Source organism: Anabaena sp. CCY 9613 (genome assembly GCF_963920895.1).
Classification (GTDB): Bacteria; Cyanobacteriota; Cyanobacteriia; order Cyanobacteriales; family Nostocaceae; genus Cyanocohniella.
On the sequence record NZ_CAWUDE010000026.1, the window covers coordinates 24217 to 46466 of the forward strand.

The 22250-nt window shown below is 39.8% G+C and carries 23 protein-coding genes and 1 pseudogene; 10 read left to right on the forward strand and 14 right to left on the reverse strand.

Annotation, left to right across the window (positions count from 1 at the left end; translation table 11 throughout):
* Window positions 1–6 precede the first annotated feature (6 nt).
* The 7 genes from hypF (at window position 7) to hypB (ending at window position 6540) form a co-directional block, all read left to right on the forward strand.
* Entirely contained in the window at window positions 7–2403 is a 2397-nt protein-coding gene (gene hypF, locus ACM0OT_RS22135; RefSeq protein ID WP_414566542.1) for a carbamoyltransferase HypF, read from the forward strand.
* 31 nt (window positions 2404–2434) lie between these two features.
* Window positions 2435–2695 (forward strand): HypC/HybG/HupF family hydrogenase formation chaperone, encoded by a 261-nt coding sequence (locus ACM0OT_RS22140; RefSeq protein ID WP_414566543.1) that lies wholly within the window; start codon window positions 2435–2437, stop codon window positions 2693–2695.
* Window positions 2696–2789: 94 nt separating this feature from the next.
* Window positions 2790–3917: a hydrogenase formation protein HypD gene (hypD, locus tag ACM0OT_RS22145; protein ID WP_414566568.1), complete on the forward strand. Its 1128-nt coding sequence runs from the start codon at window positions 2790–2792 to the stop codon at window positions 3915–3917.
* A 53-nt stretch (window positions 3918–3970) separates the two neighbouring features.
* Entirely contained in the window at window positions 3971–4186 is a 216-nt protein-coding gene (locus ACM0OT_RS22150) for a tautomerase family protein (protein ID WP_414566544.1), read from the forward strand.
* A 57-nt stretch (window positions 4187–4243) separates the two neighbouring features.
* Window positions 4244–5335: a hydrogenase expression/formation protein HypE gene (gene hypE, locus ACM0OT_RS22155; protein ID WP_414566545.1), complete on the forward strand. Its 1092-nt coding sequence runs from the start codon at window positions 4244–4246 to the stop codon at window positions 5333–5335.
* A gap of 21 nt (window positions 5336–5356) precedes the next feature.
* A complete protein-coding gene (gene hypA, locus ACM0OT_RS22160) occupies window positions 5357–5698 on the forward strand; it encodes a hydrogenase maturation nickel metallochaperone HypA (RefSeq protein WP_414566546.1) in 342 nt (113 codons plus the stop codon).
* Window positions 5689–6540, forward strand: a complete 852-nt coding sequence (gene hypB / locus ACM0OT_RS22165; protein ID WP_414566547.1) for a hydrogenase nickel incorporation protein HypB — start codon at window positions 5689–5691, stop codon at window positions 6538–6540. The genes hypA and hypB overlap by 10 nt, the downstream gene beginning before the upstream one ends.
* 16 nt (window positions 6541–6556) lie before the next feature.
* On the opposite strand, the gene ACM0OT_RS22170 is transcribed toward hypB, so the two are convergent.
* Window positions 6557–6925 carry a Crp/Fnr family transcriptional regulator gene (locus ACM0OT_RS22170; protein WP_414566548.1) on the reverse strand — a complete coding sequence of 123 codons (369 nt, stop codon included), beginning with the start codon at window positions 6923–6925 and terminating at the stop codon, window positions 6557–6559.
* A gap of 458 nt (window positions 6926–7383) precedes the next feature.
* Here ACM0OT_RS22170 and ACM0OT_RS22175 point away from each other — a divergent pair, with 458 nt between their 5' ends.
* Window positions 7384–8064 (forward strand): Coq4 family protein, encoded by a 681-nt coding sequence (locus ACM0OT_RS22175; RefSeq protein ID WP_414566549.1) that lies wholly within the window; start codon window positions 7384–7386, stop codon window positions 8062–8064.
* 40 nt (window positions 8065–8104) lie between these two features.
* Here the strand turns inward: ACM0OT_RS22175 and ACM0OT_RS22180 are convergent, their stop codons facing one another.
* The 6 genes from ACM0OT_RS22180 to ACM0OT_RS22205 form a co-directional block, all read right to left on the reverse strand.
* Window positions 8105–8476: a hypothetical protein gene (locus ACM0OT_RS22180; RefSeq protein ID WP_414566550.1), complete on the reverse strand. Its 372-nt coding sequence runs from the start codon at window positions 8474–8476 to the stop codon at window positions 8105–8107.
* Window positions 8469–9473 carry an LLM class flavin-dependent oxidoreductase gene (locus tag ACM0OT_RS22185; RefSeq protein ID WP_414566551.1) on the reverse strand — a complete coding sequence of 335 codons (1005 nt, stop codon included), beginning with the start codon at window positions 9471–9473 and terminating at the stop codon, window positions 8469–8471. Before ACM0OT_RS22185 ends, ACM0OT_RS22180 begins: the two co-directional genes overlap by 8 nt.
* Window positions 9470–9826, reverse strand: a complete 357-nt coding sequence (locus ACM0OT_RS22190; RefSeq protein WP_414566552.1) for a hypothetical protein — start codon at window positions 9824–9826, stop codon at window positions 9470–9472. The genes ACM0OT_RS22185 and ACM0OT_RS22190 overlap by 4 nt, the downstream gene beginning before the upstream one ends.
* A gap of 189 nt (window positions 9827–10015) precedes the next feature.
* The gene (locus ACM0OT_RS22195) at window positions 10016–10327 is read right to left on the reverse strand and encodes a hypothetical protein (protein ID WP_414566553.1); all 312 of its coding nucleotides are present in this window, start codon (window positions 10325–10327) and stop codon (window positions 10016–10018) included.
* A gap of 2 nt (window positions 10328–10329) precedes the next feature.
* Entirely contained in the window at window positions 10330–10596 is a 267-nt protein-coding gene (locus ACM0OT_RS22200; RefSeq protein WP_414543610.1) for a hypothetical protein, read from the reverse strand.
* A 41-nt stretch (window positions 10597–10637) separates the two neighbouring features.
* Window positions 10638–11063: a hypothetical protein gene (locus ACM0OT_RS22205; protein ID WP_414566554.1), complete on the reverse strand. Its 426-nt coding sequence runs from the start codon at window positions 11061–11063 to the stop codon at window positions 10638–10640.
* Between the two features lie 1010 nt (window positions 11064–12073).
* On the opposite strand from ACM0OT_RS22205, the gene cysK reads away from it, so the two are divergent.
* A complete protein-coding gene (gene cysK, locus ACM0OT_RS22210; protein ID WP_414566555.1) occupies window positions 12074–13018 on the forward strand; it encodes a cysteine synthase A in 945 nt (314 codons plus the stop codon).
* Window positions 13019–13060: 42 nt separating this feature from the next.
* Here the strand turns inward: cysK and ACM0OT_RS22215 are convergent, their stop codons facing one another.
* Both ACM0OT_RS22215 and ACM0OT_RS22220 read right to left on the reverse strand, forming a co-directional pair.
* Window positions 13061–13693 carry a GDYXXLXY domain-containing protein gene (locus ACM0OT_RS22215; RefSeq protein WP_414566556.1) on the reverse strand — a complete coding sequence of 211 codons (633 nt, stop codon included), beginning with the start codon at window positions 13691–13693 and terminating at the stop codon, window positions 13061–13063.
* A gap of 24 nt (window positions 13694–13717) precedes the next feature.
* Window positions 13718–15208, reverse strand: coding sequence for a DUF2157 domain-containing protein (locus ACM0OT_RS22220; protein WP_414566557.1), 1491 nt, complete (start codon window positions 15206–15208; stop codon window positions 13718–13720).
* A gap of 436 nt (window positions 15209–15644) precedes the next feature.
* On the opposite strand from ACM0OT_RS22220, the gene ACM0OT_RS22225 reads away from it, so the two are divergent.
* Complete coding sequence (locus tag ACM0OT_RS22225) at window positions 15645–17897, forward strand: tetratricopeptide repeat protein (RefSeq protein ID WP_414566558.1); 2253 nt, start codon at window positions 15645–15647, stop codon at window positions 17895–17897.
* A 238-nt stretch (window positions 17898–18135) separates the two neighbouring features.
* Here the strand turns inward: ACM0OT_RS22225 and ACM0OT_RS22230 are convergent, their stop codons facing one another.
* From ACM0OT_RS22230 to ACM0OT_RS22250, 5 genes and pseudogenes are all read right to left on the reverse strand, one after another.
* Complete coding sequence (locus tag ACM0OT_RS22230; RefSeq protein ID WP_414566559.1) at window positions 18136–19206, reverse strand: LOG family protein; 1071 nt, start codon at window positions 19204–19206, stop codon at window positions 18136–18138.
* Window positions 19207–19557: 351 nt separating this feature from the next.
* Window positions 19558–19905, reverse strand: a pseudogene (gene trxA, locus ACM0OT_RS22235) (thioredoxin); the annotation flags it as partial.
* Between the two features lie 331 nt (window positions 19906–20236).
* Window positions 20237–21400 carry a GuaB3 family IMP dehydrogenase-related protein gene (locus ACM0OT_RS22240; RefSeq protein ID WP_414566560.1) on the reverse strand — a complete coding sequence of 388 codons (1164 nt, stop codon included), beginning with the start codon at window positions 21398–21400 and terminating at the stop codon, window positions 20237–20239.
* A gap of 36 nt (window positions 21401–21436) precedes the next feature.
* Window positions 21437–21706, reverse strand: a complete 270-nt coding sequence (locus ACM0OT_RS22245) for a hypothetical protein (RefSeq protein WP_414566561.1) — start codon at window positions 21704–21706, stop codon at window positions 21437–21439.
* A 6-nt stretch (window positions 21707–21712) separates the two neighbouring features.
* Window positions 21713–21988 (reverse strand): hypothetical protein, encoded by a 276-nt coding sequence (locus ACM0OT_RS22250; protein WP_414566562.1) that lies wholly within the window; start codon window positions 21986–21988, stop codon window positions 21713–21715.
* Window positions 21989–22250 lie beyond the last annotated feature (262 nt).

Sequence of the window (22250 nt, forward strand, 5' to 3'; positions counted from 1 at the left end):
TAGTTTATGGTAACTGAGGAAGTTAGGGTTCGGGGGACTGTTCAAGGTGTGGGTTTTCGTCCGACTGTTTATCGGTTAGCGAGGGCTTTTGGGTTGTTGGGGGAGGTGGGGAATGATGGTGAGGGTGTTTTGATTCGGGTTTGTGGGAGTGAGGGGGCGATTGAGGAATTTGTGCGGCGGTTATATGTAGAATGTCCTCGGTTGGGGAAGATTGAGGAGATAGTTAGAAGTCGTTATGAAGGGGAGGCGAGGTTTGATGATTTTGTGATTGTAAAAAGTGTGAGTGGTTCGATAAGTACAGAAATTGCGCCGGATGCGGCGATTTGTCCTCAGTGTCAACAAGAAATTTTTGACCCTTTTAGTCGGTTTTATCGTTACCCTTTTACTAACTGTACTCATTGTGGCCCGCGTTTGAGTATTATTCGGAGGATTCCCTATGACAGATGCAATACCAGTATGTCTGCGTTTGCTATGTGTCCTGTGTGTGAGGGGGAATATGCAGATGTGGAAAATCGTCGGTTTCACGCCCAGCCTGTAGCTTGTCATACTTGCGGCCCTATGGCTTGGTTAGAACGTGCTGATGGTAAGCCTGTGACGGCTTCTATGTTTTCAATGATGGATGATGTGGATGCTGTTTGTACTTTGTTGCAAAGAGGTGAAATTGTTGCGATTAAGGGTTTGGGTGGGATTCATTTGGCTTGTGATGCAACTCAAGAGGTGGCTGTACAAAAATTGCGTCAGCGTAAAAGAAGATATCATAAGCCTTTTGCTTTAATGGCGCGAGATTTGGCGGTAATTACAGAATATTGTTTTGTGAATGCTAAAGAAGAAAAATTATTAAATAGTCCAGTTGCGCCTATTGTTTTATTACAAAAAAAGGGAGTAGAGAGTAGGGAGTGGGGAGTAGGGAAAGGAGACAAAGAGAAAAAAGCTCAGTTTTCTATTGCGCCTAGTGTCGCACCAGAACTAAATTATCTGGGTTTTATGTTGCCTTATACGCCTTTGCATCATCTGATTTTAAGGCGCATGAATCGACCGATTGTGTTAACAAGTGGAAATATTGCAGACGAACCCCAATGTATTGATAATCAAGATGCTAGGGAAAACTTACGTGCTATAGCTGATTATTTTATTTTACATAATCGGGATATTGTCAATCGAGTTGATGATTCAGTTGTGCGGGTAATTGACGATAAAGTGCAAATACTTCGGCGTGCGAGAGGATACGCACCTGCACCAATTAAATTACCACCAGGATTTGATAAAGTTCCGCAAGTTTTAGCAATGGGGAGTGAGTTAAAAAATACCTTTTGTTTGTTGCGGGGAAATGAAGCAATTCTTTCTCAACATTTAGGTGACTTAGAAAACGCTGCGGCTTTTAATTCTTATCAAGATACTCTCAACTTATATTTAAATTTATTTGACCATCAACCGCAAGCGATCGCAGTTGACAAACACCCTGAATATCTCTCAACTAAACTAGGTAAAGAATTAGCATTTACTAATAAAATCAAGCTGCATCATATCCAACATCATCATGCCCACATCGCCGCGTGTATGGCAGAAAATAATTTACCTTTAGATTCGCCCCCAGTTTTAGGCATCGCCTTAGATGGCTTAGGGTATGGAACAGATAACACATTTTGGGGTGGCGAATTTCTCTTAGCAGACTACCGGCAATTTAAGCGACTAGCAACATTTAAACCAGTGGCTATGATTGGTGGAGAAAAAGCCACTTATCAACCTTGGCGAAATACATATGCCCACTTAGTGAGTGCAAATCTTTGGGATGATTGCCAACAACAATATAGTAATTTAGAGATTATCAAATTTCTCCAACAACAACCTATTAAACTACTAAATCAACTAATAGACAAAAAAATAAACTCACCTGTAGCCTCATCCGTAGGCAGATTATTTGATGCCGTAGCCGCCGCCATCGGTATTTATCCAGAAGCATGTAGCTATGAAGGAGAAGCTGCGATCGCAATGGAAGCCTTAGCAGATCCCAGCAACTTAAATAATCATGAAGAAAAGCTAATTTACCCTTTTCAGCTTAACTTTTCCGATAGCATTTATTGTATAGACCCCAAACCTATGTGGCAAGCCTTACTGCATGACTTGCAACAGCAGATACCCCCATCAGTCATAGCTACAAAATTTCATCAAAGTTTAGCTCATATCATTGTTAATTTAGTCAAACATTTGTGTCAAGAAAACCTAATTAAACAAGTAATTTTAACCGGAGGAGTATTTCAAAATTGTATTTTATTAACCCAAATCACCAAACAACTCCAAAACCTAGAAATAGAAGTTTTAACTCATAGCATAGTTCCACCCAACGACGGCAATATCTCACTGGGACAAGCCATTATTACCGCCGCCCAAATTATAGATTCTTAATACCCCTTCTGCCTTTTCAGGAAAACAAAAAATGTGTTTAGGAATCCCCGGTCAAATCATTGAAATTAGCGACATTAAAAACAAACTAGCCATAGTCAACATAGCGGGAGTCAAACGCCAAATAAACATAGCCTGCATAGTAGACGAACAACACCCCCCCGAAACCTGTATAGGAGACTGGGTATTAGTACACGTAGGCTTCGCCATGAACCGCATCAACGAACAACAAGCAGCCGAAACCCTACAACTACTAGAAGAACTAGCCATCGCCCAAGCAACAATACCTAACTAAACCTATCTTCTCTTGGCGACCTTGGCGACTTGGCGGTATGCGGCGCACGCTACGCGAACGTAAAAAAAACCCTCCACCACCAACCAATAACCCCATGAAATACATAGACGAATTTCGAGAACCCGAAAAAGCCCTAGCCCTACAAAAACAAATCACCCAATTCAGCCAACAACTAAAAAAACCCATTAAAATCATGGAAGTATGCGGTGGACATACCCACTCCATATTTAAATACGGTATAGAAGAAATCCTTCCCCTCAACATAGAACTTATACACGGGCCTGGCTGTCCAGTTTGCGTCATGCCCAAAGGGAGATTAGACGATGCGATCGCTATCTCCCAAAATCATAACGTCATCCTGGCCACATTTGGCGACACCATGCGCGTTCCCGGTTCCACCACCAGTTTACTGCAAGCCAGAGCCACAGGCGCAGATATCCGCATGGTCTACTCCCCATTAGATAGCCTGCAACTCGCCAGAGATAACCCAAAGAAACAAATAGTATTCTTCGCCCTAGGCTTTGAAACCACCGCCCCCAGTACCGCCCTCACCATTCTCCAAGCAGCCGCCGAAAACATCACTAACTTTAGTATGTTTTGCAACCACGTCCTAGTAATTCCCGCCCTGGAAGCCTTACTAGATAACCCCGACTTACAACTAGATGGATTTGTCGGCCCTGGTCATGTCAGCATGGTAATTGGCACAGAACCCTATCAATTCATTGCCCAAAAATATCATAAACCCATCGTTGTTTCCGGCTTTGAACCTATAGATATTCTCCAATCAATTTGGATGGTACTACAGCAAATTATCGCCAATCGTTGCGAAGTTGAAAATCAATATAACAGATTAGTAGAACCAGCCGGAAACTTAATTGCACTCCAAGCAATAAATCAAGTTTTTACAGTCAGAGAAAATTTTGAATGGCGCGGCTTAGGCGACATACCCAATTCTGGTTTCAAAATTCGTTCCGAATATGCCCAATTTGATGCCGAAATTAAATTTACACTGCCTAATTTAAAAGTAGCCGATCACAAAGCCTGTCAATGTGGACAAATTCTCAAAGGAGTTTTAAAACCCTGGCAATGTAAAGTGTTTGGTACGGCTTGCACGCCTGAAAATCCTATTGGAACTTGTATGGTTTCTTCGGAAGGTGCTTGTGCAGCTTATTACAAATATGGGAAAACGAACCGCAAAAAACACGAAGCAGTCAAAGTATAAAAATAATTTTGCGTTAAGCCCTAACCTTCATCTAAATTCACGGAGAAAATAATATGCCATTTATTACCGTACAAATTGCCAAAGGTCACTCAGTCGAAAAAAAACGCCAACTAGTAAAAGCACTTACTGACACACTCATTGAAACATTAGGTTCCAAACCAGAATGGATTACCATCCACATCGACGAATTTGAACGAGAAAACTGGGCTGTAGGCGGTCAATTACACATTGACAAACATAGCGGCAGACATAAAGAAAAAGGCATTTAAATTATTTTTTCCCTCTTACTTCGTGTACTTTGCGTACTTTGCGGTTCGTTATAAAAAATGACTTTTCCCTCCCCAAACCCCCTCTTTCAAAACATACAAAAATCCCGCCAACGCCCATCCAAAGTGCGAGACACCCATATCACCCTCGCTCACGGTAGCGGTGGTAAAGCCATGCGGGACTTAATAGAAGATATCTTCATCAATAACTTTGATAATCCCATTCTTTCCCAATTAGAAGACCAAGCCAGCCTAAATTTAGCCCATCTCACCCAACAAGGTGATAGACTCGCATTTACTACAGATTCTTATGTAGTAGACCCGTTATTTTTCCCCGGAAGCGACATCGGTGAATTAGCCGTTAATGGCACTATTAATGACTTAGCAGTTAGTGGTGCAAAACCGTTATATCTCACTTGTAGTGTCATCATAGAAGAAGGACTACCCATAGAAACTTTACGACGTGTCGCTGTTAGCATGAAACTAGCCGCCCAAAAAGCTAACGTGCAAATCGTCACAGGTGACACCAAAGTTGTACATCGTGGTGCAGCCGATAAACTGTTTATTAATACTACTGGTATTGGGGTAATTCCCGCCGGAGTGAATATTTCAGCCCATAATATTCAAGTTGGAGATGTCATAATTACTAATGGGGAATTGGGCAATCATGGCACAGCAATTTTAATAGCCCGTGGTGAATTAGCTTTAGAAACGAATATAGAAAGTGACTGTCAACCGTTGCATAGTTTAGTAGAAACTATTCTTAATGTTTGTCCTGAAGTTCACGCAATGCGAGATGCAACACGCGGCGGTTTGGCTACAGTTTTAAATGAATTTGCTCTCAGTTCTCAGGTAGGAATTAGACTGAATGAAACAAGTATTTCTATTCGAGAAGAAGTCAAAGGTGTTTGTGAAATTTTAGGTTTAGATCCTTTGTATTTGGCGAATGAAGGTAAATTAGTGGTAGTGGTAAAACGTGAACATGCAGAAGTTGTTTTATCAGCTATGAAGTTACATTCAGCTGGAAAAGATGCCTGTATGATTGGTGAAGTTATTGCTGCACCTGCAGGAGTTGTGTTGTTAAAAACAGTGTTTGGTACTGAAAGAGTTGTTGATATGTTGGTGGGTGACCAACTACCACGTATTTGTTAAAAGAAGAAAGAAGAGAATTTTATGCACGAATTAGGAATTACACAAAATATTGTGGCAATTGTCAGTGAACACGCTAAAGGTGCAAAAGTTCAACGCGTGGTATTAGAAATTGGTCAACTTTCAGCTATTTTGCCTGAGTCGATCCAATTTTGTTTTGATATTTGTACTCAAGGTACTGTTTTAACAGGCGCAACATTAGAAATTAGAGAAATTCCTGGTTTAGCTAAGTGTCGTCAATGTGGTGCAGAATTCGTTTTAGATAAGCCTTTTGGTATATGTAATTGTGGTAGCACACAATTAGATTTAATAGCTGGTGAAGAACTGAAAATTAAGGAAATAGAAATTGAGGAATTATGTGTGTAACCTGCGGTTGTTCTGATGATGCTGAAGGCAAAATTACCAATCTAGAAACTGATGCGGTGGAACACAATCACCATCATCATACTCATACTTTACCTGATGGTACTGTAATCACTCACTCCCATCATCATCAAACTCACCATGAAGCACCTCAAGTTCATGCCAAAATACATAATACAACCATATCTTTAGAAGAAGATATATTAGCTAAAAATAACTTGATAGCAGCCCAAAATCGGGGATGGTTTAAAGGTCGAAATATTTTAGCATTAAATTTAATGAGTTCTCCTGGCGCAGGTAAAACAACACTTTTAATTCGCACTATCAATGATTTAAAAAGTCAGTTATCTATGAGTGTGATTGAAGGCGACCAAGAAACTGTTAATGATGCTAAAAAAATTCAAGAAACTGGTTGTAAAGTCGTTCAAATCAATACTGGTACAGGTTGTCATTTAGATGCATCGATGATTGATAGGGGTTTACAACAATTAAACCCACCGCTAGATTCGATAGTAATGATTGAAAATGTGGGTAATTTAGTTTGTCCCGCCTTATTTGATTTAGGAGAACAAGCAAAGGTAGTCATTCTCTCCGTGACAGAAGGAGAAGATAAACCAATTAAATACCCTCATATGTTCCGTGCTAGTGAAATCATGGTTCTCACAAAGATTGATTTGCTGCCTTATGTGCAATTTGATGTCCAAAAATGTCTAGAATATGCACGACAGGTCAATCCGCAAATGCAGATTTTCCAAGTTTCTGCCACAACTGGAGAGGGTTTAGATAATTGGTATGCTTGGCTGAGGAAAAAAGTAGCTGATTTATCACCTCAATATTTTGCCTAATTTAATAGTATAAAATTTACACGTGATGGTTTAAACGACTCAGACGTTCAGAATAACTTCTGATAACTAAGAGTGCAAACATTGGTGTTTCCTGGACAGCAAATAAAAACCGATGTTCATCCAAGAAAGCTAGTTTACAATCAGTTTGCGCTGTGGCGGTGTAAGTTCTGTTTTTTATTCCCACCAATACACCAGTACCAAACACATCTCCTGGTTGAATTATCTCTACAACCTTACCATTAACTGATAAATCAACTTTTCCGTCTAGCACCCCGTACATATAATCACCAGTTTGTCCTTCGTCAAAAATCACTTGATTGGCGGTGAATATCTTAGGGTCTGGTTGTTTTTGAAAGATAGTAATAGTTTGTACGGGGTCTAACATAACTTTTTTTTGAAGTATAAAAAAAGTCTATGGTTGCGCCTGAACTTTATTGTTAATAGCAGTTTAATTAATAGTTAAATTTAGGTTATTTTATACCATATACTTGAAAATTCATCAATTTAAAGTCTGTATATTAGCTACTAATAATCATCATTACTGAAAATAAATTTTACTCAATTGCCATTTTGGCAAACAATAATTAGGTTATAACTATTTAATTTTTAACTGAATAGTTGAGATCTAATTCGCACATCAAGTCAAATTTAGTGTTTATCTGTAATCTTTTAATAAACAATAATTTCTAGATTTATGCAATCCCCCTGAAGTTCAATGAAAATTAATTTTTTTTAATCAAAAATAAATAATGCATATTCTTCTTTTACCGACAACGCATAAGTTTTAATTAATGCACTTCAGGGTTCATTAAATCAAGCTATATTTCAATGCAGAGAATAACTATGGTCAATGTAATTACTTGCAACCCAAATAAAGGACTCCTTACCTACATTATTAAATTTCTGGCATCTAGCACCCTGAAAACTGATGATGGCAATGCTGACCCCGTGTTTGATTTTGAAGACGCACTTGATCAAACAGAAATGGCACAGCTAGCCGTTAATGAATTGAAAAAAAATCCTGAAGTCAAGATCCTGTTTCAAGAACGCTGGCTACCAGAACCTTACAATCTAGATAAGTTAAGCCAGCTACCAGAGGGAACCTTGGGTCATGTATATGCTCATAAAATTCGCTCAACAGGGTTTAATCCTTACTTTTATAAAAAAGTTCCTGTTGTTGATGATATCTCGTATCTCAAGATGCTTTGGAGAAGCACCCATGATATCTATCACATAGTTGCAGGATTTGATACTGATGAAATTGGAGAAATTGGATTACAAGCTTTTTTTGCAGGTCAAAATCCTATTCCTATTAGTGTAATGATTATCAGTTTTGGTCTGGTAATGATTAGTCTTTATCAACCAAATAATTTCCAATACTTAATGTCTGAAATTATCCGAGGATACAATCTAGGTTCCCAAACTTCAGGTAAGTTTATTGCTCAAAAATGGGATCAATATTGGGATGTACAAATTAGTGAAATTCGCGCCAATTTGGGAATGGAAATAGAGGCTAGAGGCTAGAGGTTCATCCCCACTCCCCGACGGCGGGGAAGGGGTAATCTTACAGCCAATCTCGATAAGCTGAAATTTCATTGACGCTGATTTCAAATGGCGCCCCTTTACCAAATGGAGGATAAACGCGGATTTTGGCGTTATGGGTAAACCTTTCTAATCTATTGCCTAATTGGGGTATATTGCTGACTATGTGCCAGTAAGATACCAAGTCAGGGCAATCAACAATCAACATCAAGATTGTGCCATTTTTAGTGAGATACCACTGACAATTAGACAATAGGACTTGCGTGATGCGATCGCAAGCCTGAAAAAAGCATCTACCAGTGGATCTTTCTAGTTCCAGATGCAGCATTCCATCCTGTTTTGTCACCTGGGTAGGTGGCAAATCATCGGGAGGAAGCAAATGTAATTTAGACATAATTCTGAACCTCTTGACTGTAGCGCTGCAAACTCTCTAAGTTTTTTGACAAAACAATAGAGGCGGGTTTGAGTGCTAATGTACCGAGATTTAACTCGTCTTGAAATTTCTTGATTTTGTCTCGACAAGTCCTCACATCACCAATAATTGAGTTTTCAATCAAATAGTCTTCATCGAAACAAATGTTGGTGCGGTCAAATGGTTTTTGGTTGGGATTTGCACTTTTCTGCATTACTTCAGCCGAGTTGGCTTGCATTTTTTGGCTGAATTTGCGAATGAATGGTAACGCCTCACTTACTGCTTCATCGTAGGTTTTACCTACATAAAAAAAGCGTGCCAATACCAGTTTTTCGGAACCACTAGTATTGAAAGCTCTATATTTAGCCACAGTATTTTTTAATCTCTCTAAAGAGAAGGGTGGCCCTCCCATTAAACCAAAAGAATTTTTGGCAGCAAATTCTATGCCTTGATCATCACCAGTGGCAACATAAACTGGAATTTGTGACTGCAATGGTTGGGGATAAATTGTCAGGCGATCGCATTGATAATACTGTCCGTTAAATGACACGTCAGTTTCATATAACAGCTGCTGAATCAATTTCGTGGCCTCTAGCATTTTGCTACGAGATTCGCCCATTGGGGTAGCAAAATGCTTGTGATGTTGGGGAAAAGGGCCACCTTTCGCAACCCCAAATAACAATCTGCCATTGCACAAATTATCCAGAGTAGCAATATCTTCCGCTACCCGAATGGGGTTGTGAAATGCCAATAACACCGCCGCCGTACCTAGTTTAATAGTTGAGGTAAGTCCCGCTAAGTGTGACATTAACAGCAACATCGAAGAGCTAAGATTGAATTCATTAAAATGATGCTCACTCACCCAGGCTTCTTCAAAACCTAAGCTTTCCGCCTGTTGCACCAACGCCACTTGTTCAAAGATCGTGCGCCGGGTATCTTGATGATGATTTTCGTAATTGCAGAAAAGTCCAGTTTTCATTGTTGGCAATTGTTGTTTTCAGTTGCCAGCCATTGCAGCTCCAACCATAAGCGAGGATTGGTATGCTTCAACTTCGACATCGGATCGCGTAGTAATCGTTTCGCATTCATACAGACTACTTGAACTAGCCCCATATTATCTGCTAGTTCTCGGAGTATATTTACGTGGGCTTGCACATAGGGAAGCATTTCTTCATTACAGTAAATCCCTATATATTGCAAACGTCTAGCTGGTCGTCCCCAAAAACAGGTTATGACTTTCACATGACACCCGTCCAGTATTTCCCCAAGTTTTGGATAATAGTGACTGACGACTCTTGTGAATTCTTTCGCTAGGATATGTTCAGCAATCATTTTACTTCATATTTCTGTAGCGCTCATCACGCTATTTAATATAACATATTTTTGTCAATTAAGCATGACAAATAACAGATTTTATTCCATTTTGTTAATCAAATCATCAAAAAAAATGAGGTTTAATTCCTATTAGAATCACCTCAGGTACAATATTATTTTTTCATAATTACGAATTACGAATTATATTTATCGAGCTTTACGCTCTGCAACCAAAACTTCAGCTACCATATCTGGCACATCTACAAAGTCGATAAACCCATCTGAACCAGATACAGGGGAAATAAATGTATAGTTCGGGTCACACATTCCCGTATCGTAAACTTGAATAAACCACCTATCTGGGAATCCTTCTACACCCAATTCCACAATATACCAACTCTCACCCACAAGCCGAGAGCTAAAGAATGTAAACCACTCTCTATGATCTTCTGAGATGTTCCAGTCTGCCATGAGGAACTCTAACGCAATTTGTCCAGCGTCGGTTTCAGTCAATAGCATTTTTACTCCTTATTTGTCACTTCAGAATTTGGCGCTTCAGGATATAAACCCAGTTGTTTAGCTAATTCACGAGCAACAAAAAATAAAAACTGGGCACCATCTTGATTACCTTGATGTGCAAATGTACTCGCTACTTGCAGCATTGTCTCCACAAAGCCAGCATCAATCAATTCCGGTTGAGCTTCTAAAATTTCTGGTTCTTGACCGTTGGGACATTTGAGCAACTGGTCAATCAAATCGAAATATTGGATTTGGCGTTCTTCTGTCATGATGTTTTGATTTTTTTCAGAAACAAACTAAGAATTGATGATTACTCGATACTTTGCTGCCAAAGCCTTTCCAACATTTCAACTTGTTCTTTTAAGATAGCAGCACGATAAACAAGATACCTGTCGTAAACAATAATTCCTAATCCCACAAAAATAGGGGTAATTAAGACAAACCATTGCAGGATGGTAACCAGTTTATATTGCTCGGCAGCAGCTGATATTGGGTTCACGACGTTGCGGTCAGAAATTGTAATATTAGTCTGACATTGAGATAAATCTTTGCCTGTTGTTGGAGAAACGAAGTCAGTATCACCTGTAGTTTTTTTGTTGAGATTACAGGCTAAACTCTGCATCCTAACAAACTCTACGTGTCGTCCCCAAACAATGCTAAATACTACTAGTCCTGGAGAAAATACTACTAAAGTAATTAGGCAAACTGTGAGAACATTTAGAAGTTTTAATTTCATATTTGCTCTCCCTCTTTAGGTACTATGCACCCAGAAAAATCTCTGTTGCTGTTTACCTAAGCAGATTTTTATTTCCACTGCTCAAACAGTTTTGATACTAAACATCTATCAGTTACTAGCATATTCACTGATTACTAGAAAATTACTCAATTTTCCACAAACGCTATAATTATCAACTTAGGAATAACACCTTCTAACTCGGCAATTTTGGGAACCTGATAAAAAGAGGAAAAGAGGAGTTAAGAAGTCCCCCCTCATTCTTTGGGTAAAACCCAGTGAATTTCGGGGGGTAGAGGGGAATCTCTGCGTAAATCCTACAAAATTTATATCAGCCGCCTCTCTCTATCAGAGTTTAGCCTAGCTAGATTAAGATTATTAAATTCATTAAAGTTGTACTCAAAGCCTACAACTGTTATTTCATCAGGCTTCAACAAATTATTAGGGGTATGGGTACTAGTATTTTTGAGGTGGGGTACTAGTATTGATGAGGTGGGGTTCTGGCGTTTATGCACTCAAGCTCAAAGCTATATGGGGCGGTAGTTAATGACAGGTTTTATGCTAATTTTTGGCTTTTTAAACTTGTACTCAAGCAAATAGATTATGTGGTGAGTGTACACTAAACTACTAAAAAAACCATTAATTATTTTAATAAAATGCAGCTTACTATACTAAATATAATTTATAAAAATCAAAATCGCACTGTTTCATAAATAAGGACATTTTCTCTCAAATGCTTACAGGGTAAGCGAAAAATCAAAAAATCCAGTCTAGCCAAAAGTAGCAAAAATTATCAATTTAAACTTATTCAAGGGCAATATAGTAACTAAAAAACATAATGTGAGCAGAATGAATGAGAGAATTGCAGCAAATTGATTGTTGAGATCATAAATTTTGTTTTTTGAGTAGATAGACTAAACCTACATTTAGGCGCGAATATAAATTAAATACATACAAGTTGATTGTTATCGGTAAAGAATTGGCAATAGATGAAAAATTGTAGGAGTTAATTTATGAAAATTGCTAAAGATGTCACAGAACTTATTGGTAGAACTCCTTTAGTTCAGCTAAATAAAATCCCTCAATCTGAAGAAGTAGCGGCTCGAATAGTTGTCAAACTCGAAGGTATGAACCCAGCAGCTTCCGTGAAAGACCGGATAGGAATCAGCATGGTTCTGGCCGCAGAAGCCGAAGGTTTAATTGAGCCAGGAAAAACAATTTTAGTAGAACCCACTTCTGGGAATACAGGTATTGCTTTAGCGATGGTAGCAGCAGCCCGTGGCTATCGGTTGATTTTAACTATGCCAGAGACAATGAGCCAAGAACGACGCTCGATGCTCAAAGCCTACGGTGCAAATTTAGAATTAACACCAGGTGCAGAAGGAATGCGGGGAGCTATTCGTCAAGCGGAAAAAATCGTGGCTAATACTCCCAATGCTTTGATGCTGCAACAATTCCGTAACCCAGCTAACCCCAAAGTTCACCGAGAAACCACCGCCGAGGAAATTTGGGCAGATACCGACGGGGAAGTAGATATTATCATTGCCGGAGTAGGTACTGGTGGGACAATTACTGGTATTGCAGAGATCCTCAAACAACGTAAGCCTAGTGTACAAGTTGTAGCAGTAGAACCCAGCAATAGTCCTATCCTCTCAGGTGGTGAAGCCGGGCCTCATAAAATTCAAGGTATCGGTGCTGGTTTTGTCCCAGATGTATTACGTCTGGAATTGATTGACGAAGTAATTAGAGTCAGCGATGAACAAGCCATGACCTATGGACGGCGTTTAGCAAAAGAAGAAGGCTTATTATCTGGAATCTCCTCCGGTGCTGCTTTATGTGCTGCGCTTCAGGTAGGTAAACGTCCAGAAAATGTCGGTAAGTTAATCGTGATGATTCAGCCTTCTTTTGGCGAACGTTACCTCAGTACGCCCATGTTCCAAGAGTTGGGAAGGGTATAGGGGCTGAGATGATGTCCGAACAGTGTTCCAATTTTTAGCAAGCTAAAAATTATATCTGCGATCGCGTACCCACATACTTAAAGGCACAGCGTTACCTTGAGGATTAATTTTTACCTCTACGACTATGGGTTGCGGTTGTCCTGGTTTGAGGGGTCTAGCTGTGGAGATATCATTATTAATGTCGTTGCGTTGGTCTTCTGGGATGTAGTAAGTTTCCAAGCCGTAGGAAATTGAGTTATAGCCACTAATACCTTTCAAGGCGATTTGATTGTCATTGAGAGAAGTTGGTAATTCTCCACTTACTCTTACAGGTTTCCAAGCCTGGGGAACTTCACCAGTAGATTTTTGCTCTTCCAGAATCACGTATAAATTAGTTCCTGATTCTAAGTCAAATTGTTGATGAGAACTCGGATGTTGTTTGACTAGTTCTGTCCAGCCGGGAAGTTGTTTTAAATTGCTGGTAAGGGAAATTTCATAATTAAGGATAACTGAGTAACCACGCAGCAAATCATAAGGATCTACTGGTACTGTTTGTAAAACGGCTGTTCTCCCAGTCATGAGGGTGTAAACGGCTTGGGCTGGTACTGCTAAGATGAACCCTGCTTGAATTAACAAAGGAATTACAAACCGCCAAAGCAAGGGCTTTTCTGGGGTTGGGGAAGGTAATGTTGTCATAGGTTGAATTTAAACGCAAAGGTTTTATGAGTGATGAGTTTCAGAAGATGCATCTGGGAGAGAAGATAAATAGCGTTCAAACCACAGTCCGGCGATAATTACTGCTGCACCGCACACAAGAAAGACTAGAGATTTGAAAAGTAAGGCGGTTTCGTACTCTAACATCCGGCTGATGATTTGCAGTGCTAGTAAGACTATGCCACCCCAAAAGGCGCGTCTTTGTCCTAATTCCAGTCCATCCCGAATGAGTCCACACGCAAAGACTGCTAAGAGGACGTTAAAAGCAAAGATGGCAAGTACAGGAATGGGGTTGATGGCTTGATGTATGAAAATAATTGAAGCGGTAACGATAAGTAAGCCACCAATGACTATAGTCTTAATATCTGTTTGTTGGCGATAAGCCAAAGGCTTGACGCTACGCGTATCGCCTCTGGTGCTGCGCTCCGCGCAATCGCGGTTGTTGGGACGGAGTAATTCCCACCATTGCCATAATGCTATTAATGTAAAAATCGCCACATCTATTAAGGGTAGCCAATTACTTAAAAGTGTATTTATGAGGTCGTTTGCGGAAGCAACTGTACGTGCTTCCCACACCCACCGGAAGGAAAGCATGTAAAACATGACGCTCAAAAAGACTAAGCCAAGCGCCTGTGCAAAAGGCTGAAATTTTAGAGAATTGATTGGTCTAAATAGTCGGTCATTATAACTCCACAATAATGCTGGTGGCAGGACAAAGGCAGCTATAGCAAACCAAGGTGACACATTAATGTAGGTGAGAACTTGCAATGACCGGAGATGAAATTGCCAGGCTATCACAAAGGCGATCGCTGTAACTCTAAAAATTCCTAAAGAACGACACCAGTAAGCTAGAGGAACAAATAACCCAGTGATTACTAGGGGCATATGTTCGATGATGAGTCGCCCCCATGACCACTCGCTGCGAGAAATATTCCCATCAAATATTCCCACCCAATACCCAATGAGGAACAAAATTAGGGAAAGAATGCTTAAGGAAGTTAAGCGCAAACCGTAGGCCATGAATAACACAGCCAACCCCCAGCCTAAGTAAAGTTGATAACTAGAACCGCCAATATGGAACATCTGCGCTAACAGTGCCATATTTGCCCCTATGCTTAACGCACCTAATAGTAACAAACCTTCTCCTAAGACACGTCGGCGGCGTTTTCTATCTCTAGAGGGGAGATTGCTGGATGAGTTCCACAGGGTAAAACCTGTAATATTAGTGCCCAAGAATATACTTAACAATAGTGTTGCTTTAACTTCTCGGCTCCAAGCTTGCCAGTTGGCAGCAACGAAAGTAATTACACCCAATCCTAGTAATATGGCACCCACTGCGATCAAAATAAATACGAAGCGATCGCGTGCAGCAGTTTCTAAACTATTAAATTGATACTTTTGGGCAAGTTGTTGGTATAAATTGTTATCAATAAGTCCTTCCTCTTGCCATAGTTGCGCTTCTTTACGCAATTGGCGACGAAAATTATCAAATATCATAACCCTCCTGGGATAGGTATACTTAGGGTTTGCCGAGCAATAAATTATCTAATCTCTATCACAATACTAAGGGGTGTTTTTACGGGGAAGCAAAGATAACTATTTAGACATAGAGTGATTTTTGTTGTTCCCTGAGGAATATAAATTAAATAACATGCAAGTCTAGTTTTTGACCTCACCCCGCCTTTGACTTGCGTCAAAGTCTCCCTTCTCCTTACCAAGGAGAGGGGTTGGGGGTGAGGTTTATTAAATCCACATTCCTTAGCAATAGAGTTATCCTGACCACAATTGATGAACTACGAATTACGGAAAAAAACCAACTTGACCGCCAGGTAATGATCATTTTCTTGTCGCTACCTGTCAAAATGGGATTTTGGTATAGATTGGAGATAGGCTTGCCACTTCCCAAACTGACCAGAACATCAGGATAATTTTCATGAAGCGCAAAAACCAAGTTATCCTCACCTTAGCGTTGAAAAGTGCCATTATCTTTTCGCCGTTGTTGCTGTCTGCTGATATTGTTAGCGGACAAACTAGAACATCCGTTTCTACAGAGACGAATACGGCTGAGATTAAATCGCATCAGCAACGGGTAGAGTTAGCGCAAGTTCCCACTCAAGCACAAGTTCAAACTGAATTGGAGCGTCCGGTTACTAGCACAACTATCCTGTTCAATGTCTGGTTAGTCATCTTGAGTTTGTTTCCTGTAGCCGTGATTGCTTTATTTTGGCTATTACGACGAGTAGCTATTCGAGAAATTGTGGCTAGAGCAATGGCGCAGCTACAGGGAATGGAAAATTTACAAAATCAGCTAAATATTGTTAAACAAGATGCCGAAAATTTGATTCAAGAATCTAAAAAAGTTAATCGACAATTAGAAAAAGAAGTTGATACGCTACAACAGAATATCACCAGAGAGCAAGAAAATTTAGCTAATTTATCATCGGAGTTATTGCAGTCAAAAAATAATATATTGGCAGAATTAGAAATAAAAGTTAAACAAATTCAAGAAAGCTTAGAATCTGAATTTGGTGTCCAGCTATCTGAGTTGCAATTAGAGGCGCAACAAAGAAAAGAGACAACGTTGGCAAATTTAGCCAAATTAGCAGATGAGACTGCTGAAAGATTATCTGAGTTACAGGGAGAAGTCACACAACAAAAGAATATAAATCTAGAAGATTTAGCAACATCTCGACATGAATTTATAGTTCAACTTTCAGGCTTACATTCTGAAACTGAACAACACAAAAATAACATTGTAGAAAGTTTATCAAGCTTACAAATAGATGCTCAACAAGAAAAATATAGCGTTTTAAATAATCTCAGGGAATTAGAAAATTTATTGAAATCAGAAGTATCTAATTTACAGTCGGAAATTCAGGAGCAAAAAAATACAATATTTGAAAGTTTAGGTAATTTACAAACAGATGCTAATCAACAAAAAGATATCACTATTGAAAATATCAAGGAATTAGAAAGTTCGTTGAAGTCTGAGACTGAGCAGCAAAAAAATACAATATTTGAAAGCTTAGGCAGTTTACAAACAGATGCTAATCAACAAAAAGATATCACTATTGAAAACATCAAGGAATTAGAAAGTTTATTTAAGGCGGAAATAGCTTTATTACAGTCTAATGCCCAACAACAAAAAGAAAACATTCTAGAGAGTTTGACACAATTACAATCAGAGTTTCAATCTCAATTATCAGAATTACAAATAGACGCACAAAACCGCAAACAGCAAATTTTAGAAAATTTAGAAAAATCAGGCTCAGAGTTTGTTTCACAATTTTCTGAATTACAATCCAATGCTCAACAACAAAAACTGCTGATTTTAGAAAAATTAGAAAAGTTAGAAACAGATTTTGTCTCTCAACTTTCAGAGTTACAAGTAGACGCGCAACAACGTAAGGATCTGATATTACAAGAATTGGCTGACATGGAGCCACCAACTGTGGCTGAAACAGAACAAATACAGCCACCACAACTAGAATTATCAGCCGAAAATTATATTCAAGAAGCAGATAAACTTTTTGCTGAAAAACAGTATGTAGATGCGATCGCAGTTTATAATCAAGCCGTAGAAATTCAGCCCAATGACCCGGTAACTTGGTTAAAACGTGGTTTAACCTTAGGTAGACTACAACGCTACCAAGATGCGATCGCTTCTTATGAAAAAGCTATCGAAATTCAGCCAGATTATCACCAAGCTTGGTGCGATCGCGGTGTGGCTTTTGGTAAACTACGACAGCATCAACAAGCTTTTGCCTCTTTCGATAAAGCAACCCAAGTTAAACCAGATGATCCTGTGGTCTGGTTAAATCGCGGTCTGTCCTTGATAGAGTTAGAACAATATGAAGATGCGATCGCTAGTTTTGATCAAGCCATAAATATTAACCCCAATTCTCCCAAAGTCTGGGATAAACGCGGTTATGCTTTGGTGAGACTGGGAGAAGATGATGAAGCGATAGTGAGTTTTAACAAAGCACTGGCAATTAATCCCGATTATGCTAGTGCCTACTACAATAAAGCCGCCTGTTATGCTCTACAAAGACAACTAAAATTAGCCTTAGCAAGTCTCCAGCAAGCAATTCAACTGAATCCCCGATATAAAGAAGATGCCGCATCAGACATTGATTTTGATGAAATTGCCGACGATAGAAGCTTTCGGGAAATCATTAATTCGTAGTCAGCACTTTAGTGCTGAAATTACTCATACCGCAACCCTAAATAATCTGCCATCTTGGTATACAATACCTCTTGTGGACTGGGTTGCACACGCAGGTTTATTTTTTGATTAAATTAAGGTAAATAAATTAAAAAAATGGCAATGCAATTGTGATTATTTGTCTAATTTAGTATAAGCGATCGCCCAGTTATATTTCCGCTTTACCCACAGTTGTTACCGCAGGTAGCGGTAATTAAATTTACTTCCTTTCTGGATGTTTTTTATCTTCTATTGAAGGTGTACCCATCTGGTTAATTGCCGCAATCATCTGATACAGACGACCCAAGTCACGTTGATTAAAATACAACACAATCCGGGGCAAATCTGCTGTTTCGTCTTGGTTTTCTTGAGGCAATGCTTGACTCTTTTCAATTTTTCCTTTAACTAGAATGTCGCTGAAGTTAGCATTTAATTTCTCCACTTCAACATCAGATAAATCTGTTTTCAAGCGGATTACCAACTGGTCACCGACATAGCGGCTAGAATGATAAACCTGGTAAAAACCCGTAATGGCATTACAAGCTACTTCCAAGTTATCTGTAACTGTGTAAAGGCTAGGGTCTTCAGGACTCACAAGACCTTTTTGGACTAATTGTTGGTCAACATATTCGCTCCAAGACCGCCAGTAATCTCCACCAGGATGATCAATTAAGACTAAGGGAACAGGGCCAAATTTACCTGTTTGGCTTAAGGTCATACACTCAAATGCTTCATCTTGAGTGCCAAAACCGCCAGGAAACAAAGCCACAGCATCACTTTCTTTCAGGAGGAATAGCTTCCGGGTGAAAAAATACTTGAAGTGAATCAGCTTGGGATCACCTTCAATAAATGGGTTCGCTTGCTGCTCAAATGGCAACTGAATATTGAGTCCAAAGGAATTTTCCCGACCAGCACCTTCGTGGCCCGCTTGCATAATGCCACCACCGCCGCCTGTCATCACCATGAATCCCATTTGACAAACACAGCGGGCAAATTCCAAAGCCATATTATACTCTGGCGTTTCTGGCGATAGACGAGCCGAACCAAAGATAGTTACTTTGCGGACGTGTCGGTAGTCATAAAATAGCTGGAAACCCAGCTCCATATCTGCTAAAGCAGCCGATAAAATTTTCCAGTCAAGACGTTCAATCTCGCTCTCAGCTAGACGCACTATAGTAGCCAGTGCCTGCTGAATTAGTTGCCGATTTTTTAACGTCGGTAAGCGATCAAATAGTTCAGCGATATCCGCCTGGAGAGTCTCTAATGTGTCAAACGACGCAGATGAGGTCATGAGAACTTTGGCTACAATGGCATTACATTCTACCTAATTTTGGGCTGTAATTTACAACCTCTGTATCCAGTCTTGAGTCAGGACTGTTGATGCTCGTTGACACTAAAAAGCACCTTCAGGAAAAAATTAACCAAGGTGCTAGTGGTAAAAGAGAACATTTTGACTTTTGACTTCCGTCTTGCGGTACTAGCCCATAACGTATTAATTTAGCAGTGACAATCTCATACTGTTGACCACAGGAGAAAGTTGTATTGAGACGCGAAGTTTCGCGTCTCGCAAACTTGTTAACAAATGTTTACCTAAACCTAAAAACCAGGAAGAACTCAACAGGATTTTGTGGCCAATTGAGTTTCAAAGATATTTTTCCAACGTGTTAGCTAATGTAGTTTTAGGCACGGCACCGACCACCATATCAACTTTTTGCCCATCTTTAAAAATCATCAAAGTGGGGATGCTGCGGATACCGTACTGACTGGCAACATTAGGATTCTCATCAGTGTTGACTTTAACAACTTTGATTTGACCTTCATACTGAGAAGCTATTTCCTCAACAACAGGAGCTACCATCCGACAAGGGCCACACCAGGGGGCCCAAAAGTCAACTAAAACGGGTACATCGCTATCGAGTACTTCTTGCTTAAAACTAGAATCCGTAACTTGTGCGGCTGCTGACATGCCTAAAAACCTTTGCCGATTATATTTCTGAGTTTCGTGAAAATTCTACCATAGCAAAAACAGGAGCTACGAAGTGAAGAATGTACATTTGCAACGAAACTAAAGAAAATATGTATATACATAAGGAACCGCCCGAACAGTAGTCCGGGCGGAGTGTGGTGTGAGGAGTGAACGGAAACATGCGTCTCCGCTATCTCTATTGTAGGCGACATATGTGATTTTTCCAGAGATTGTTTTGAGAGTCTGGAAAAATTTTCTTAAGAATTTAAATTAGGGCATGGGGTATAGAGCATGGAACATGGGGTATGGGAAAAAATTTATTTATTATTAATTATTTCCTCATCCCTACTCGCTATTATTTACCCATCCCTAATTGTTGCGCTTTTTGGTAGACTTTACCTTCGGTTAACAGAGAAGGAGCAATCACTACTTCAACTTGCTGCATTTCTTTAATGTTTTTAGCTCCTAATGTCCCCATGCTCGTCTTTAAGGCTCCCACAAGATTATGAGTACCGTCATCTAATCCCGCCGGGCCAATGAGAATTTGCTCTAGGCTACCAGTTGTGCCTACACTAATGCGGGTACCACGGGGCAATACTGGGCTAGGAGTTGCCATTCCCCAGTGATAGCCTCTTCCTGGGGCTTCAGCGGCTCTAGCAAAGGGTGAACCAATCATGACAGCATCAGCACCACAAGCGATGCATTTACAAATATCACCGCCAGTAATTAAACCGCCATCGGCAATGATGGGAATATAGTTACCAGTTTCCTGGTAATAATCTTCTCTGGCTGCGGCACAATCGGCGATCGCAGTAGCTTGGGGGATACCTACACCTAATACACCACGAGAGGTACAAGCTGCACCAGGGCCAATTCCTACCATGACAGCCGCCGCCCCAGCTTTCAATAAATTCAATGTGACTTCGTATGTCACACAGTTCCCTAAGGCTACAGGAATAGGCATGGAACGGCAAAATTCTGCCAAATCGAGGGGAACTATGGATTCAGGAGATAGATGTGCTGTAGAGACTACTGTAGCTTGCACAAAAAATAAATCTGCCCCAGCTTTTGCCACCACCTCACCGTATTTACTAGCTGCGGCTGGGGTAGCACTGACGGCTGCTACACCACCTTGTTGTTTAATTTCCTGAATACGTTGTTCAATTAATTCCGGCTTGATGGGTTCAGCATACAGTTCTTGCATGAGGGCAACAAATTCATGTTTACCGACAGAGGCAATGCGATCTAAAATCGGTTCTGGGTCAGCATAGCGAGTTTGGATACCCTCTAAGTTAATAACGCCTAAGGCTCCTAACTGTGACAAACGTACAGCCATTTCTACATCTACTACGCCATCCATAGCGCTGGCAATAATGGGGATTTCTCGCTCAAGATTGCCAATCCGCCACTTAGTATCTGCCAAACTCGGATCTAGTGTTCTGTTACCGGGAACTAGAGCAATTTCATCAATTCCATATGCTCTACGAGCTGTTTTTCCCCGCCCAAGTTGAATTTCCACGCTTTAACTTTTCTCAAATCTGTTTAAGCTAGGGTATCAAATTGTGGGGGAATTTGGAGCGATTTTTTTTGGGGATTGGAGAACTTGTGGCCCCCTAATAGCATCATCTGCACGTTTTTCTAAAGCATTTTTCAAAGTCGAGTTGGCTAACCAACGTTCTTCATCAGAACTATCTTTAGCAATTACGATATATTTTTGAGGTTGGCATTCAATATTGATGACTTTTTCACCACGTTGGGGTGCTACAGTTGCCCATGCTGGTAAAACTGCACTAATGGTTAAAAGATTACGTTTGGGATCTAGCACATCTACTTAGCCAATTTTTTCCTGATTTTCAATGGGAACGTCAAAAGAAGTAACAGTACCCACACAACCAACCAAGCGATCGCTACTTGTATCTTCACCAAATTCTGCAAAATTTTTGCCAATTGGTGGCGTTATTAATCTTCCCAGCAATAAGCTGATAATCAGTGAGCTAAATAATATAATACTGCCGAAAAAATTAGTGAAATTTCCTGTAAAGCCCAAGAAGAAATTTAACATCCAGCCCAAAATACCCCACAAACTCAAATCTGTTGTTAATAACAAAATGAAAAAAATATATTTATTTAAAATTTGTAGTGAAAAATAGTAAAAGTTAAATAAATACAAAATATTTGCAGCAAATAAAATTGAAATTTTCCCAGATTCCCGAAAATCTTAAATTTGCCTTAAGATATTAACAGCAATATTCAGTGATGAAGTAGGTTTCATCCCTGGGTAGAAACAGAGGTGACTCTGGAGATAGAGAACAAGCCAAATTTTCTGCTTTTAGGTTTTAACCTTATAGGGGCGAGAATTGCTACCATAC

Coding starts and splice junctions, on each gene's coding strand:
- ACM0OT_RS22220 (WP_414566557.1), bottom strand. CDS start 15,208: ATGATATTTGATAATTTTCGTCGCCAATTGCGTAAAGAAGCGCAACTA.
- hypA (WP_414566546.1), top strand. CDS start 5,357: ATGCACGAATTAGGAATTACACAAAATATTGTGGCAATTGTCAGTGAA.
- ACM0OT_RS22205 (WP_414566554.1), bottom strand. CDS start 11,063: ATGAAATTAAAACTTCTAAATGTTCTCACAGTTTGCCTAATTACTTTA.
- hypD (WP_414566568.1), top strand. CDS start 2,790: ATGAAATACATAGACGAATTTCGAGAACCCGAAAAAGCCCTAGCCCTA.
- ACM0OT_RS22175 (WP_414566549.1), top strand. CDS start 7,384: ATGGTCAATGTAATTACTTGCAACCCAAATAAAGGACTCCTTACCTAC.
- ACM0OT_RS22230 (WP_414566559.1), bottom strand. CDS start 19,206: ATGACCTCATCTGCGTCGTTTGACACATTAGAGACTCTCCAGGCGGAT.
- ACM0OT_RS22215 (WP_414566556.1), bottom strand. CDS start 13,693: ATGACAACATTACCTTCCCCAACCCCAGAAAAGCCCTTGCTTTGGCGG.
- ACM0OT_RS22150 (WP_414566544.1), top strand. CDS start 3,971: ATGCCATTTATTACCGTACAAATTGCCAAAGGTCACTCAGTCGAAAAA.
- ACM0OT_RS22140 (WP_414566543.1), top strand. CDS start 2,435: ATGTGTTTAGGAATCCCCGGTCAAATCATTGAAATTAGCGACATTAAA.
- ACM0OT_RS22200 (WP_414543610.1), bottom strand. CDS start 10,596: ATGACAGAAGAACGCCAAATCCAATATTTCGATTTGATTGACCAGTTG.
- hypF (WP_414566542.1), top strand. CDS start 7: ATGGTAACTGAGGAAGTTAGGGTTCGGGGGACTGTTCAAGGTGTGGGT.
- cysK (WP_414566555.1), top strand. CDS start 12,074: ATGAAAATTGCTAAAGATGTCACAGAACTTATTGGTAGAACTCCTTTA.
- ACM0OT_RS22185 (WP_414566551.1), bottom strand. CDS start 9,473: ATGAAAACTGGACTTTTCTGCAATTACGAAAATCATCATCAAGATACC.
- hypB (WP_414566547.1), top strand. CDS start 5,689: ATGTGTGTAACCTGCGGTTGTTCTGATGATGCTGAAGGCAAAATTACC.
- ACM0OT_RS22170 (WP_414566548.1), bottom strand. CDS start 6,925: ATGTTAGACCCCGTACAAACTATTACTATCTTTCAAAAACAACCAGAC.
- ACM0OT_RS22180 (WP_414566550.1), bottom strand. CDS start 8,476: ATGTCTAAATTACATTTGCTTCCTCCCGATGATTTGCCACCTACCCAG.
- ACM0OT_RS22195 (WP_414566553.1), bottom strand. CDS start 10,327: ATGCTATTGACTGAAACCGACGCTGGACAAATTGCGTTAGAGTTCCTC.
- ACM0OT_RS22225 (WP_414566558.1), top strand. CDS start 15,645: ATGAAGCGCAAAAACCAAGTTATCCTCACCTTAGCGTTGAAAAGTGCC.
- hypE (WP_414566545.1), top strand. CDS start 4,244: ATGACTTTTCCCTCCCCAAACCCCCTCTTTCAAAACATACAAAAATCC.
- ACM0OT_RS22190 (WP_414566552.1), bottom strand. CDS start 9,826: ATGATTGCTGAACATATCCTAGCGAAAGAATTCACAAGAGTCGTCAGT.